This window comes from Microcoleus sp. Z1_A1, from assembly GCF_036700305.1.
In the GTDB taxonomy this organism is placed as follows: Bacteria; Cyanobacteriota; Cyanobacteriia; order Cyanobacteriales; family Microcoleaceae; genus Microcoleus.
Genome location: NZ_JAUBOR010000030.1, coordinates 16034 through 30854 on the forward strand (window position 1 = coordinate 16034; position 14821 = coordinate 30854).

Below are 14821 nucleotides of genomic sequence, written 5' to 3' on the forward strand. Positions count from 1 at the left end.
AGCTTGTTTGGTGTCAAAAACACCACCAAATTTAGGAATTGTGGAACAGGCATCTTGCCTGTTCTTCCAAGCTTGTTTGGTGTCAAAAACACCACCAAATTTAGGAATTGTGGAACAGGCATCTTGCCTGTTCTTCCAAGCTTGTTGATAATGATACAACATATGAGTTTATCCTCACCTACTGAAAGCCAGAAATATTTTTTGCACTAAATTTGGTTTTTCCTCATTGAGATAACGATAATGTTTCCAAAGTTGCCAATAAGGACTACCCGATTTAATCGGTATTCCAGCCCAGTGAATATATTTTAACCTTTTGCCTTTGTCATAAAGAACATAATCTATTTCTTGAAAATGTTTAGAACCAGCCCAGCTTCCAGGTTCGGTTGCTGAATCTTTAACCAGGTTGCAGCGTTTGGGAATCAGTTTAAGAATGATATAATTTAGTATAGGTTGATCGGTGACATTTTGAGTAAAGTCAAAATATTCTCGATGCTGCGAACATTCTTGCAAAATTTCATACATTTGCGATTCTGTAATCGTTCCTTTTCTCGAAGCCCAAAAGCCGCTGTTGAATACATCTTGAAGCTGTGAGTCTGTAAAGATATTTTGTTCTTTTACAGCGGGTGAAAATACATTTCGCAGTTTTTCGCTGAGGTGGTGATAGTCGCAGCAAAAAAAGTCTACTTCTGATAGTTTGTTTAAGTTGGCTGCGATATCTTCAAAGACGATGATATCGGTATCGATGTACAGAAATTCGTCAAGGGGGCCAAACCAGGCGGCGAGTTTTCGCATTTTGTTGGGGAGGGCTAAAAAGTTGCGATCGAACATTTGGCCAATTTCTCTGGTAAACTGTTCCACAAACTCCAGATTTGGGAACAATTGCACACCGTGGAGACTGCTGAGTGCGGCTGCGACTTGCTGATAATTGTCGTCGAAGGGAATCAGAAAAACAGGTACTTGACAATTGTACAGACGTATGCTGTTTAGAAGGGCGATCGCACTTTCGATCACCTTATCATTCGCAACAATATAAATACCGCGATTCATACATTTATCCTCAACCTTCTCAATACCCTGGTTAACAAATTCGCCCCAGAAACCTCAGTATAAGACTTGGGCGCTTGGGCAAAAATCGGACGCTTTGACGGTTCGCGGAGATAGCGGTAATGCAGGAACAAATCGCGATAGGGAAACTCAATATTTTCCCCCGCACAAACTCTCCGAATTAAATCCGGCGGCACACCAATATAATGAATGTAAGTAAGTCGGTTTCCCTTGTCGTACAAAATCTGATCTTGCTCTTCAAAATGTTTAGAAGTGACACTGCACCCAGTTTTTTCGCCATCCGGGAGGCTATAAGCAAAATTATAGCTATTCATCCCCGTTTTCATCACCATATAATTGAGCAACGGCTGTTCTCCCGCACCTTTATAGAGAATTTCCGCCTCGCCCGATTGCAGTTGAGCTAACAGCCATTCCCTAGTATCTTGCTCAAACAATCCTTGCTTGCTGGCGTAAAATCCCGAACAAAATATTTCCGAGTCTATCCGATTTTGCTCAAAAACTTCGAGCAGTTTCGGCGACTTAATATTGTATACTTTAGTTGGAGCTCGAAATTGAAAATCATAAACCACAAAATCCGATTCCTCTAACTTCTGAAAAACCGCATCAAGGGAATTCATCACCAAAGTATCCGCATCCATATAGATAAAATTTTCAAACGGGCCGTCGAAAGCGCAAAAGCGCCGATGTGCGCCGTAAAGCCGGAATTTTTTGCGATTCAAACGCTCTGGTGCGGCTGCTTGCATGAATTTATCCCATCGCTGGATTGATGCGCTATCTTCATAAATAAAGACGTTGGGACGGTTGACAATTTCTGCTTTGATTTGCTCTATTTGGTCGTCGAAAGGATAAATACAGACGGGAATAGTTGAGCCTAAGATAACTTCAATACTGTTGAGCAAGGCAATTAGTTGGTCGTAAACTGTATCGTTGGCTAGCGTGCAAATTCCATTCATATATAGTTGCTCAATTATATCGTGTCCGCTCGATTAATCACGATTTAAAGCTTTCAAATAAAAGTCTATCGGCATCGGGCAAAAATGACAAGACATAAAAATCATCGCCGGATACTACAAACCGAAAACGAGAGACTACGCTAAAACACAAGCCACGCGAAAACCAACGTCTATAGCCCGGAAGCTAGCCGAATATCTAAGACGAGTGGCACTGCGGCAATATACCGCAGAATATTCCCAGGAACCGCCACGCTGCATACGTTTATCATTTGCGCCAGTTTCCCAAGAACTTCCGTCAGTTGGTGCACCGTTATAGTTTTCGTGCCAGGTATCGCTGCACCACTCCCAAACATTGCCGTGCATATCGTACAGTCCAAAGGCATTGGGGGTAAAACTCCCGACATCCGTTGTTTCTCGGCTGCGATGATAAGAGTCTGTGGGGGGAGCGTTTGCGTAGGCAGGGTATTTGTCATGGTTGACTAATTCTATGGTAATGGTTTCCCCAAAATGAAATGGCCCTGTTGTACCCCCACGACAGGCGTATTCCCATTCTGCTTCACTCAGGAGGCGATATTTTTTCCCGGTTTTTTCTGAGAGTTTGTCGCAGAATTTGACGGCATCTTGCCACGACACACCTATTACAGGACGTTTTTCACCTTTGACAACCGATGGATTTTTTTCCATCACTGCTCGCCACTGTGCTTCGGTGATGGGATACTTACCAGCAAAAAAAGCGGGTACTTTTACTTGATGCTGCGGACTTTCCCTCTCTTTTCTACCTTCTTCTGTTTCTGGCGAACCCATCATAAATACCCCGTCGGGAATCGATACCATTTCGAGCACAACTGAGTTCCCTAAGTCTTCAGGGAAGAAGCGAGCAAAGAACTGACTACGGCTGTTTTCCTTTCCTGTAGCATCGACTGCGATAACATCAAATTCAAAAGAGCTACGTAAATGTTGTTGAATCTTCTCCTCATCTCTATTTCTCAGCAGCGAATAGGCGGCAAACTTCACCGCCATTGATCCATCTTGCAGTGCCCCAATTATTAAATCTAAACCTGCATCTCCATATTTGAGCGCTTCAGATAGTGCAGCAATTTTTACCTCAAGAATCGGTGAAGCCAAACGACTCTTAACGCCGGGAATCCCACCTAAAACAGCAGCACCTATGGGGGGAGGATTTTGACCGCCGAGTACGGCATCGTATTCTCTGGGTTGATTTTGGTTTTCTGTCATGGCGCTATTTCCTAAGATGCAAAGTTAGACAGCCAATTGAGCAAGTTTAATTCGTGGAGAATGATTTGTCTGGCTTCAGCAATTTTTTCCCTCGCTTCATGCCAATAATCCGGCGTAGCTACAACCTCTTTAATAAATTCTACTCCTTTCTCATCCAAACTCGGCAGCCGCAGAAAACTCCCCGCCGGCAACAACTTATCGGCCGCCGAACCGCCGTAATAAATTGGCAAACACCAAGCTAACAAAGCATCCCAAAGCTTCTCGCTGACATACCAATCGTTTTCGGCATAATTTTCAATAGCTAAGTTGTAATAGTATGGTGCGACGGCGTGCCATTTATTGTTCATAGTGCCGTTTCCGCGCGCCCAAGTTGGCAAGTTTCGCCCGTAAAGGTCAAAGTCTAATTCTTGTGCTTGCAGCAATTTGATAAAGTCTAATCTGTGGCGGTGATTGGCGGTGCGGCTAACACCTGAAGTAATCCAAGAACAGGATTTAGTTTTCGGCGGCGCCGGCATTTCATCTAGTTCTCGAAACGAGTTAGAGTGATACCAAATCGCGGGCATATAATCGGGTTTTGGTGCGAAATCGTCGGGCCCGGAAACGTAACCGCAATAAAGTTTGGCTTGTTCGTAGTTGGCTTTGGTAATCTCAATTACTTCTGGTAATGGCGGCTCGCGGATCAGGTAAATTATGCGTTCCTTGGGGACACCGCGCAATTTTTCTCGAATGTCGTTTTCGGGATTTCTGGGGCTTGGACGGCGGATTTTGTCGAGCCAGGATTGCTGTTTGGAAGGTTGGGGAAAGTCGAATTGATACATGAGTAAAAAGTCTGGTTCGGGGTGGTTGGCGAGCATTTGAATGTTGCCCCAGTTGCCGAAGTTTTGGGAGGTTTGTTGCCACAGCCAGTCGCTTTGACTCATGCCTGGATAGGTGGTGATTGTGCCGATGATTTTTGGGTTCATATCTAATAATAAATCTGGTTTTTGCGTGTGGGCGGGGCGGGTTTATGAGATTTTTTATTTGAGGCGATTATGGTTGGTAAAACCCGCCCCTACGGATTTTAAATGTGGTTTTTGCTTTTGGCAGGGCGGGTTTATGAGATTGTTTATTTGAGGCGATGATTGTTGGTAAAACCCGCCCCTACGGAATTTTGAATTATCGGATATCGCACTTGCTGATCCACATAACCCATAATTCTCTCGATCCTGTTTTCCCACGAAAATTGCTTGACAAAATCCATTGTTTCTGCATAACCTTCGGTTTTCCTCGGATATTCGGTTAAACAATCTCGAATGCTTTGCGCGAACTGGTGCGGGTTATCCGGTTCGCACCAAGTTGCTGCTATATTTCCCGATTTAAATTCCATTAAAGACGCAATCTCCGTCGCTACAATCGGGGTTCCCGATGCCATGTAATCAAAGAATTTTAAAGGAGATGTGAATGTCGCGGCTTCTGTCAAACAGTGCGGGTGAGTCAAAACATCGGCTGCTTGCAGCAAGCTAGCTAGTTGATTTTGAGGGAGGTAGCCGAGAAATTTAATGTTGTTAACTTGCTTGGATTTGGCTAATTGCTGGTAGGCTGTTACTTGGGATGAATCACCGCCGGCGATCGCAAATTGAACCAGCGGCAATTCCTTAGCCACATCCACCAACATATCGACACCTTTAAACGGGTAAAGTCCCCCTGCATAAACTGCTAAATGCCGTCTGTCATCTTCTAATAATTGCTGTCGCCAATTCTGGGCTGCTTCTGTTTGTCTCGCGAGAAACAAATGGTTAAAACCATTGTGCAGTGTAATTACTTTTTCCGGCGGCATTCCATTCTTAATCATGCTGTCTCGGACAGTATGGGCAACAGTTACGGAAATCTGAAACAGAGGATTGCGGATAATTTCTGATTCAAATTGCTTGTTTTCATGGTGGTGCTGTTCGTAGATAGCGGGAATACCGTTTTTAATGGCAGCTTTGACAAAGTTCCAGTCGCGGCTGTGGACAATTTGAGTCGATTTAAGCAGGTGAATCGGTAAGTAGTATTTTGATACTATTGTACTCGCACTCGTCCACTTGCTGTCGCAAAGGTCGATCGGCCACGGCATCGGTAAATCTGCTACTTTTAATTTATCTTGAATATTGTAAATTTTGGCAAGTTTGTCATCGGGTTTCCTGGGTTGAAAAGGAAAAAGCCAATCAACTGGATTCAAAGCACTCCAGCCTTTGCGGAGATATACCAAAACTGCTGGTAAACCGAGATTTGCTGCGGCATTGGCAGAGTGTGCAACTTGAACTAAGCTTGCTACATTGGGTTGCGGCAAGATATTTCTGGTAAAAAATACATAATATTTAGACATGGTAATTGGTAGTTAGTAAATGGTAATATCATGTCCGATCGATTGACCGCGATTAAAGGCCGGGGCGGGTTTACAGATTTTCCCGTTTTTATTCAATATCTTGGTGAACCCGCCCCTACAGGAATCATGGTTAATTGACCGGACATGATATAATTGGTAATTGGTAATTGGTAATTGGTAATTGGTAATTGGTAATTGGTAATTGTTGACTGTGCAGACTGTTGACTAATGACTACTTTTTAACTGCCTGACGCTTAATAGTATTTTCTATAAATTCTAAAGTAGTGAAAATATTAGCAGCAGAATGAAATGATTCTCTGATTAATTCGTCTCTTTCTTCGGGAGAGTCTACCATTTCATCTACTAGCAATTTGAGGTAAGCTATCATGGGAGTCAGGCGGGTGCGAATTTCGTAAGAACCTCTAATTAGAGCTTCATCGCGAGCGGTTTCTTCGGCAAATTGCACTGAATACAAGCGAGTGTAGTATCCTCCTTTTGCTAGCAATTCTTCGTGGGAACCCATTTCTACTACTTGCCCGCGATCGATCACGGCGATTTTGTTGGCTTTTTGGACTGTGGAGAGGCGGTGGGCGATGACTAAGGTGGTGCGATCGCAACTCAATTTCTCGATCGCCGCTTGTACGTACCTTTCCGAAACCGTATCCAGCGAACTCGTTGCCTCATCTAAAATTAAGATTTCCGGGTTTTGCAGCAGGGCTCTAGCAATTGAAATTCTCTGACGCTGCCCTCCCGATAAAATCACGCCCCGATCGCCAATTTGAGTATCCAACCCCTCCGGCAACAGTTGGATAAACTCGTAAGCATTAGCTCCCTTCGCCGCTTCCACAATTTCTTCCTCAGTCGCTTGAGGCCTAGCGTAAGCAATATTTTCGCGCACTGAAGCATTAAACAAAAACGTATCTTGGCTAACAATACCCATCGCTTGTCTGAGACTTTTCAGCTCAAATTCGCGCAAATCTCTACCATCGATCGAGATATGACCTTCAGTTGGATCGTAAAATCTCGGCAGTAAATCTGCCAAAGTTGATTTGCCAGAACCCGAAGTTCCTACCAAAGCTAAAGTAGTGCCGTGAGGTAGAAATAAATCAATTCCTTGCAGAACTAAATTCTTGTGATTGGGATAACTAAAAGATATTTTATTAAAATGAATTCCCGATCGCAAATGAGTGTAAGGCACAGAACCGTTCAGCATAAATGGCTTGTCCTCGCAGCTCAAAAAATCATTAACCACCTCTACACTAGCCGACGTATTAGCAAATTGACTGCGCCCGCTATTCAACTGTGAAATTAAAGGAATTAACCTAAAAAGTACCAATAAGTAGGTTAATAAAATTGTAGCAATAGACTCTATCTCATTCGCAAATATGGTGCGGCCTATAAATACAATCAGAATTATAACTATCAAATTAACAACTTCGTTAATTGGGGCGATCGCCGCATAATTTACCTGAGCCTGAAAATCCGCTTGTTCTCGCCTTTGAATTAAATACTTGATCCGCTGATACTCCCTTTCCTCGTTCCCAGTTGACTTGACGAGCCGAATCCCCGTAATGGTTTCCAGCACCCTAACCGAATAATCTTTCGACATTTCAGAAAGCAGGTGGCCAAAATGCTTGGAACGGTTAATAATATATTGATTTGCCCAAGCAACTAACGCCAGCAAAACTGTAGCTGTCACCGTCAGTTTCCACGAGATAGAAAGTAGCAGGCCCAGAAACACCAAAACCGTGATTGACGTAGTAAACATTCCGATGGCCGTACCAACTGCACTAGCAGTCCGACCAATCTCTCCGCCCAATCTATTAATTAAATCCCCGACTTTTGTTTTAGAGTAAAAATCTAAATCTACTTCTAACAACAACCGCAAACCTGCTTCTCGCAAATCAAAAGTCAGAGAGCGCGTCAGAGAAGTAGCTACTAAAGTATTGATATAACTCGCAACATTTTTTAAAAAAATTGCCAGCACAACCGCCCCGGTCATCAACATTAAACGCTGATTTCCGGGCATTCCCTCAAAGGGATACATCAAAGTTTTAATTAGAGGTGGAGCACCCCGCAGCTCGATAGTTTCCTCTAAAAAACTTAAAAGCACTGGTACAATCAGAGTAGTGCTGATACCGTTGAATAAAGCGCCAGAAAAGCCCAGCATCACAGTTAAGAGAATCCTGCCGGGATATCGTCTGGCAAATTTTAGGAGTAGCTTATTGGCAGACATGAAGCATTCCCAGCTAAACAGTACGGCATCTTAAAATATTCTTTAATAACAGCCAGCTTTTCTTCCTCCATTGAGTCGTTTTAAAATAACATTTACATACCTGCGATTATCTCTGAAAGTATCGGTTTCATTGCTTGAATACTATATTTTTTCACACATCTTTCCCTAGCTTTCATTCCTTGTAAATTAGCCGCTGTCAAATTTTGAAATATCCATTGAATTTTTTGTGAAATTTGAGCGAGAGAACTCGGATCGACTAAATAACCCGTTCCTCCTAAAATTGATGGAATATCCCCCACTCGCGTAGATAAAACAGGCTTAGCCATTGCCATACCATCTGTCAGCTTGAGCGGAAACTGAGCCACGGCTGTGAGAGTTTCTCGCTGAGGAACAACGACAACATGAGCCGCCGCTACAACCGACGGCATCGTCTCCACTGGAAACCTTGGCAGTTTAATAATCCAACGTCCCCATTGTTTCACAAGTTTATCATCATAATCATCATAAGGACTCCCGCCGACGATCGCTAATTTTAAATCGGGTTCATTTAACTGTTCGAGGGCCATCAAAACATCCTCAACACCTTTGTGAGGTCGCGGCGCACCGGGAAACATTAAGATTCTATACCCGGACAAGCCGTAACGCTGTCTGCTCAATTCAGGATTGTATTTAGCAGGGTCGAACATTGCAGTATCCTTACCATTAGGCAAATATACACCACCAAAACGCTGTTGTAAAAACTCAGTATCAACGGTGACTGCATCCGCACGGTGAATGAGACCTTCCATCCACTTGAGATAGAGGGGATGATCTGGTTCTCTCAATTGACCGTTATGTTTAAAAATATCTCGATAAAGTTGTTTGAAAGAGGGACGGTATTGCCATTCATCTCCCCCGTACCAGCTCAGTTCCCAGTCGTCTATATCTAAAATTATAGAGTGGCGAGTCGCCAGTTTTTTTAGCAGTGATAATCCAAAGCTTGTAGGTTTAGGTTTAACTGCATAAATAATATCCCCATCTATTTTTTTCCAAAGTTTTTGAGCATCCATTAAAAACCCCGGATAATTTTTCCCCGGTATCGCACATACCGGGATGTCTCTGGGAGGAGTAGCGTACAATTCCTTGCCAAACTGAAATCCAACAACTTCTACATCACATTTAAGCTCTATCAAGACTTGAGCTAATAAAAAAGCACGAATTGCACCTCCTCCTGACAAATCGCTCACTACTAATGAAACTTTCACTGAGTATTTTGTTTAAAACATTTGTTTAATTTTCCTGCTTAACCGAGCTTTTGTCAAGGCGATGGGGACTCACGCACTCCCGACCAAAGCAACCAGGTTTTTAACCACGGGAAAGGGCAGCAACGCGTCTTTTGGTAAAAAAACACAATAATGAACCCAAGACTGTTATTCAAGCCAGCAATAATTCTTCTAGGTAAATTTTCGGATATGTTGAGGCTAATTTTTTTGTGTTTGGGCAAAACTTTGTTGCTTTTGATGCAGTTTGCCAACAAACTTTAATTATTTTAAACGCCAGGGATTGTTAAGTTGATTTGGTAAAAATATTTTAGCCGTGCGATCGACTATTCTAGTAAAGAGCGATCGCGTCACGTTCTTCGCGTACTGAGGGCGGTAAGGATAAGTGCAGTGCATTACTTTAATCGGTTTGTCGATCGTATAAACATCTTTCCACTTATCCAAGTAGTTGTAAACCGGGGACAAAGTTGTCATTTTCGGTTTCACTGATTCAACAGCCGCCGCAAAAGCTCCCTGGTCTTTCAACAGTAGCACATTTTGATGCGCCACTACCATCTCGAAATATTTCTTAAAGTTTATAAACAATTCCTGAGTTTTACTGCTTTTCGTAAAACCGATAAATCCGCCATTGTATTGAACGCTATTTTCATTTAGCGGCAACCCGACAGACTGCAAAGTTGACAGAATATCCTGCTTGACTCTTAATAAATTTGCAGCTTTAGCAATCGCAGGCTGCACATCTTCTGTTATCAGCAAATCTACTTCATCAAGATAGTCAAAAACTTCATATATTGGCGATAGCAAACAAATATCGCAGTCCAGATAAATAGTTTTCTCAAAAGGAGATTGTTGATACAAAGCCAGCTTAGCTAGCCGCGACGCTAAAACAGGATTTTCGTGAGACGGTGCAGGTTTCAATATGACATTTCCAAACACCTGAAGTAAAGGATATAAAATTAGAGGGACTCTATCTATTAAAATAATAATTGGTTCGCGGTGAAACTTCCTGACTGAAGCTAGAAAATGTATGCAGTCTTGAAATGAGTACAATCCAATTAAAATGGTGATAAATCCTCTATACATCTCTTTTCTCTAGCGATAGTAAAAATTGAAATTTAATAAGGCAATTAACTGTGTTTTTAATAACCTATAGAGATATTGCCAATGCTCAAACTGCAATTTATCCCAAACTTTATCCCAAAAGGTTCTTACTTGATTTTTTTGCCAGTCCCAATGAGCAAAAGAATGCTCCATACTTTGAGCGAGTTCCTGCCACCCGTCATTACGAATATTCCACCCAACTTTAGCAGTTGCTAACCCAATGGGATTACCGTCTTTTGTTTTGACTTTTTGCACTTCAAAAAATCTTCCAATCTTTCCCCATTCTTGAATAAACTGAATTTCTTTCCCATTGTCTCTCGCAATTACGAACAAATTTTCTTGAACAAAACTTACAGGTTCCAATGGTATTTCTAGCTTTTTTGCTAATTTATCAATTGCCTCTTTTCTACCTGGCAAAGATTGATTAGGTGGATGTTCTAGAATGGGAATAAACCCTTTACAAGTAATTCCTGACATCCATTCTCTCTCCGGCACTTTTCCTATGATTCTTGTATCTGCATCCACAAAGATTGCCACTCGGAATAATTCTAAGGCTTTTTTTAGTGCAAATCGTTTATCATTATAACAATAATCTACACCTTCGCGACTTTTTTTAAAAGCGAAAACATTCGTCAAATTCTGAAAGTCATTTGGGTAGTCAGTACAAACAACTAGCATCGTCCCTAGAGAATGAGTTTCTAAGTCTGCTGCTAGTTGTTTGGCTAATTCGCAATACTTTTTCCCAAAAGCTAAGGTGCAAAAACAAAAATCTTTGTGACTGTTTAACATTATTTTAGACTCAATTTTTGCACTTTTTTTATTTGACTTTATGCTAAGTGTGACGCTTTTGATGCCACTGCCAAGCATGGGAGATAATATCCTTAATGTCGGGATATTCTGGAGACCAACCCAAGATTTCGATCGCCTTTTTGCTGCTGCCAACTAAAGCAGGCGGGTCTCCTGGACGCCGATCGCACTCAACAGCCTTAATCTCTTTTCCAGTCACTTGGCGAGCCGTTTCTATCACCTCTTTCACCGAAAACCCGCCCCCATTGCCCAAATTAAAAAAATCTGATTTGCCACCATTTAGCAAATATTCTAATCCCAAAATGTGAGCAGATGCCAAATCGTTAACGTGAATGTAATCCCGAATGCAAGTACCGTCAGGAGTATCGTAATCCGTGCCAAAAATCGCGATCGAATCTCGTTTACCCAAAGCCGCGAACAACACCAGCGGGATCAGGTGAGTTTCTGGATTGTGATCCTCTCCTAACAACCCGTTCGGGTCAGCCCCAGCCGCGTTAAAATAGCGGAAACAAACAGACTTGAAATCATACGCAGCGTCAAAATCCGACAAAATCCGTTCTACCATTAACTTAGTAGCACCGTAGGGATTGATCGGGTTTTGCGGGTGGTCTTCTGTGAGCGGGATTTTCTGCGGTACACCGTAAGTCGCGCAAGTAGAAGAAAACACAAATTTCTTCACGTCAGCAGCGATCATTGCTTCCAAAAGCGTAATAGTGCCGATGACATTGTTGCGATAATATTTAGCTGGGTCGGTAACAGATTCGCCCACGTAAGCGTAAGCCGAAAAGTGCATTACCGCATCAATCTTGTGCGTAGCAAACAAGTTATCGAGAAGAGTGCGATCGTTCGTGTCGCCAACTACCAACTCCACCTGCAAAGCCCGATCTACTAAATCTCTGTGACCGTAAACTAAATTATCCAAAATCACCACACCGTAACCGGCGTTTTTCAGCGCTAATACTGCGTGAGAGCCAATATATCCAGCTCCGCCCGTCACCAAAATAGTTGGTTTGTCTGCACTCATTTTATTCTGCCTGTTTTTGTAGCTGGGATTGCTAAGAGCCTTGTTAATTTGAGACTGCCACAACTGACGCCTTCACACTCCGCGTGAGCCGGAGAATTCAAGCGAAATATATAGGCTTTGCTGTGCCCGACGGGACGATCGCACTCCTAAAAAACGCTTTTTATACTCCAGATAGATGCTGACTGTGCAAGTCTTTGTTTTCAATCGATAAACTTGAGGCGACCAATTTGGATATAATCAAATATCCGATTGATTTGATGTCGATCCTCTTCTGAAATTTTATCATCTGACAGGATAGCCGAAGTCAAAACTAAGTGTTCCCTGCGAGTTATCTTACCAGACGCTACAATCCGATCGACTTTTTGAGAAATTGTTAAGTTTGATTTGTTGTGAGATGTTCGCATTTATTCGATCGCTTTTATGCCAAAATAGTTAAAGCCGATTGTAGTTATTGACTCAAAAATGGTGCGTACTCGACCGCAAATCAATTTGCTGGCACAGCAGAAATAACGTATCCGAGTTTTACATCCCAAGTTTTACATCCCAAGTTTTACATCCCAAGATAGATATGCGGACTTAATAAATCTGCAATCAGCCTTCGGATAGCGTTCAGAGTAACTTAATTATATAATATTTTTCCGAGAGAGGCACTTTTCTATGCAGGTTTATCGGCTTCCGGTACTGTCCGACAATTACATTTTTTTACTGCACGACCCCGATCGCCACACCGCAGCAGTCGTCGATCCAGCACGATCGCAGCCAGTATTAGAGCAACTGCGATCGCTCGGAGCCGAATTAACCGCAATTTTCATTACCCACCACCACAGCGACCACGTAGGCGGCAATCAGGAACTGATCGATCGCTTTCCCCAAATTAAAGTTTATGGTGGCGCAGAAGATAGAGGCAGAATACCCGGACAGCAAGTGTTTTTACAAGCGGGCGATCGAGTTTCTTTCGCCAACAGAACCGCCGAAGTCTTCTTCCTACCCGGCCACACAAAAGCTCACATCGCCTACTATTTCCCCCCCAGCAACCCCAGCGAAACCGGCGAATTGTTTTGCGGCGACACCTTATTTGCCGGCGGCTGCGGCAGGCTCAAAGAAGGCACTCCCGCCCAAATGTTAGCCTCTCTGCGGCAACTCCGAAACCTGCCCGATAGTACGAGAGTCTGGTGCGCCCACGAATACACGCTGAACAACCTGCAATTTGCCTTGAGTGTGGATGGCGACAATCCCGATTTACAGCAGCGCTTCGCCGAAGTCAAGGAAGCGCGCAGTCGATCGCAACCTACAATACCATCATCGATCGGCATCGAAAAAAGCACAAACCCATTTTTGCGCTGGGATTTTCCCAACCTCCAATCAGCCACCAACACCTCCGATCCAGTGCAAACCTTCGCTCGATTGCGCGGCATGAAAGACCAATTTTGACCCCCTCGCATCCAGGATACCCGCCACGTGATTCATCTCGCGCAAGTCAATGCTTCAATTCTAAAATCTAAAATCTAAAATCTAAAATTGATTGACCTTAACGTTTTTGTTTCTTCAGGTAACTCTTAAACTTGGTTGTCGGTTCCCTCAACCACTGGCCAAATGCTCTGTATTTTATCTTAAATCTCGACAACCAATTAAAATTCTTGGGAATTTTTTCCACTTCGTCCTTAAACGGTGTCTGAGACAACATATCGAGCCATAATTGATTGGGGGTTGAGCTTTCCCACGGTTTCGGTCTTGACATAAAGTGCATCACTTTACTTGACATATCATCAGTCTTGTGGTTGTTCCAGATTTGGTCTAATTGCTTCCACCTTCCCGCTAAAACAGAATTTAATGCACCCTGATCGTGATCCCCCCAAAGGTTTAATCGAGCGTTTTCCATCAACTTTTCGGACAGTTGCTCTTCCTCCCAAAGCTTCATGTTGTAAACTAAAACACCCGTATTGAAATAAGGGTTTCGATCTTGAGAATTGTTCGTATTTCCCCAGACATTGGGTGCGGCTGCTATCGGCATTGTTTGAAGATCGAGGTTCCACAGTGGCTCTAAACTTCCCAGAACGATCGTGTCGCTGTCGAGCCAAATCAGCCTTTCTGTTTCCTTGGTATATTTTTCAGGCTGCAATTTAACGTAAGCAAGTTTAGAACCTGACAGAGAAAGAAGTTGGTCGTAACTAGATTGCAATTCTTGCCATTCAATCTGGTATTTGCAGCAATTCTGTAACTGTTCCTTTTGCTGTGGAGCTATGCCGGTAGATACAATGGTAATTTTTACCTGCTCCTGTCCCGATTTACTAACATTCAAATCTATAGACTTAAGAAGTGCTGCCAACCCCAGAATATAGTTGCGATCGCCGGCGGTGAATATGTGCATAGGATTAAGTTTGTGAAATTAACAAAGGTAAAAGGCGCGCGGTCAAACTTGACACAAACGTCGGCACGGGAGGAAGCAGGCTGCCCTGTATTGGGTAAATACGATCGCCCGTTTACCGTTGAGACGAACAGAACCTTGCCTAAATTTACCATCTGGTTTACGCAAAGAAACCGGGTTTTTAAGTAGGTAGGCGCAAATAAAGTTTACCACAATGTAACAGAAGGTAACGCGGGCGTAACCAGAGCGATTGCTTCGTTTCACTCGCTGCAAGAGAGGGCTTATTTATTTTCCAGCTTAATCTACTTATTTATCTGTGTGCAAGTGCCATCTGTTCGCGCGAAAACCAGCAACAGCAATGGGTAATATGCAGCAACACGGAAAACTGATGAGACGGACTAACCTGGTATTTGAAACAGCCAGAAAAT

13 protein-coding genes are annotated in these 14821 nt (G+C 43.0%); 1 reads left to right on the forward strand and 12 read right to left on the reverse strand.

What is annotated here, in order from left to right; translation table 11 throughout:
- Positions 1-174: 174 nt before the first annotated feature.
- From QT973_RS19155 to QT973_RS19205, 11 genes are all read right to left on the reverse strand, one after another.
- A complete protein-coding gene (locus QT973_RS19155) occupies positions 175-1047 on the reverse strand; it encodes an Npun_R2821/Npun_R2822 family protein (RefSeq protein ID WP_333053818.1) in 873 nt (290 codons plus the stop codon).
- Positions 1044-2018 (reverse strand): Npun_R2821/Npun_R2822 family protein, encoded by a 975-nt coding sequence (locus QT973_RS19160; RefSeq protein ID WP_333053819.1) that lies wholly within the window; start codon positions 2016-2018, stop codon positions 1044-1046. The genes QT973_RS19155 and QT973_RS19160 overlap by 4 nt, the downstream gene beginning before the upstream one ends.
- 135 nt (positions 2019-2153) lie before the next feature.
- Positions 2154-3254 carry a formylglycine-generating enzyme family protein gene (locus QT973_RS19165; RefSeq protein WP_333053820.1) on the reverse strand — a complete coding sequence of 367 codons (1101 nt, stop codon included), beginning with the start codon at positions 3252-3254 and terminating at the stop codon, positions 2154-2156.
- Positions 3255-3265: 11 nt separating this feature from the next.
- The gene (locus QT973_RS19170) at positions 3266-4216 is read right to left on the reverse strand and encodes a glycosyltransferase family 10 domain-containing protein (RefSeq protein WP_333391973.1); all 951 of its coding nucleotides are present in this window, start codon (positions 4214-4216) and stop codon (positions 3266-3268) included.
- A 143-nt stretch (positions 4217-4359) separates the two neighbouring features.
- Positions 4360-5601, reverse strand: a complete 1242-nt coding sequence (locus QT973_RS19175) for a glycosyltransferase family 4 protein (protein ID WP_333272742.1) — start codon at positions 5599-5601, stop codon at positions 4360-4362.
- 232 nt (positions 5602-5833) lie between these two features.
- Entirely contained in the window at positions 5834-7837 is a 2004-nt protein-coding gene (locus QT973_RS19180) for an ABC transporter ATP-binding protein (RefSeq protein ID WP_333053823.1), read from the reverse strand.
- A 92-nt stretch (positions 7838-7929) separates the two neighbouring features.
- Positions 7930-9081: a glycosyltransferase family 4 protein gene (locus QT973_RS19185; protein WP_333053824.1), complete on the reverse strand. Its 1152-nt coding sequence runs from the start codon at positions 9079-9081 to the stop codon at positions 7930-7932.
- A gap of 279 nt (positions 9082-9360) precedes the next feature.
- Complete coding sequence (locus tag QT973_RS19190) at positions 9361-10179, reverse strand: hypothetical protein (RefSeq protein WP_333053825.1); 819 nt, start codon at positions 10177-10179, stop codon at positions 9361-9363.
- A gap of 9 nt (positions 10180-10188) precedes the next feature.
- Positions 10189-11064, reverse strand: a complete 876-nt coding sequence (locus QT973_RS19195) for a hypothetical protein (RefSeq protein ID WP_333313290.1) — start codon at positions 11062-11064, stop codon at positions 10189-10191.
- On the reverse strand, positions 11030-12028 hold the full coding sequence (gene galE, locus QT973_RS19200) for a UDP-glucose 4-epimerase GalE (RefSeq protein WP_333053827.1): 999 nt from the start codon (positions 12026-12028) through the stop codon (positions 11030-11032). The genes QT973_RS19195 and galE overlap by 35 nt, the downstream gene beginning before the upstream one ends.
- Before the next feature lie 200 nt (positions 12029-12228).
- Complete coding sequence (locus QT973_RS19205) at positions 12229-12432, reverse strand: hypothetical protein (RefSeq protein WP_190659093.1); 204 nt, start codon at positions 12430-12432, stop codon at positions 12229-12231.
- A 253-nt stretch (positions 12433-12685) separates the two neighbouring features.
- Here QT973_RS19205 and gloB point away from each other — a divergent pair, with 253 nt between their 5' ends.
- A complete protein-coding gene (gene gloB, locus QT973_RS19210; RefSeq protein WP_333053828.1) occupies positions 12686-13459 on the forward strand; it encodes a hydroxyacylglutathione hydrolase in 774 nt (257 codons plus the stop codon).
- A gap of 97 nt (positions 13460-13556) precedes the next feature.
- On the opposite strand, the gene QT973_RS19215 is transcribed toward gloB, so the two are convergent.
- Positions 13557-14396, reverse strand: a complete 840-nt coding sequence (locus tag QT973_RS19215) for a glycosyltransferase (RefSeq protein WP_333391975.1) — start codon at positions 14394-14396, stop codon at positions 13557-13559.
- Positions 14397-14821 lie beyond the last annotated feature (425 nt).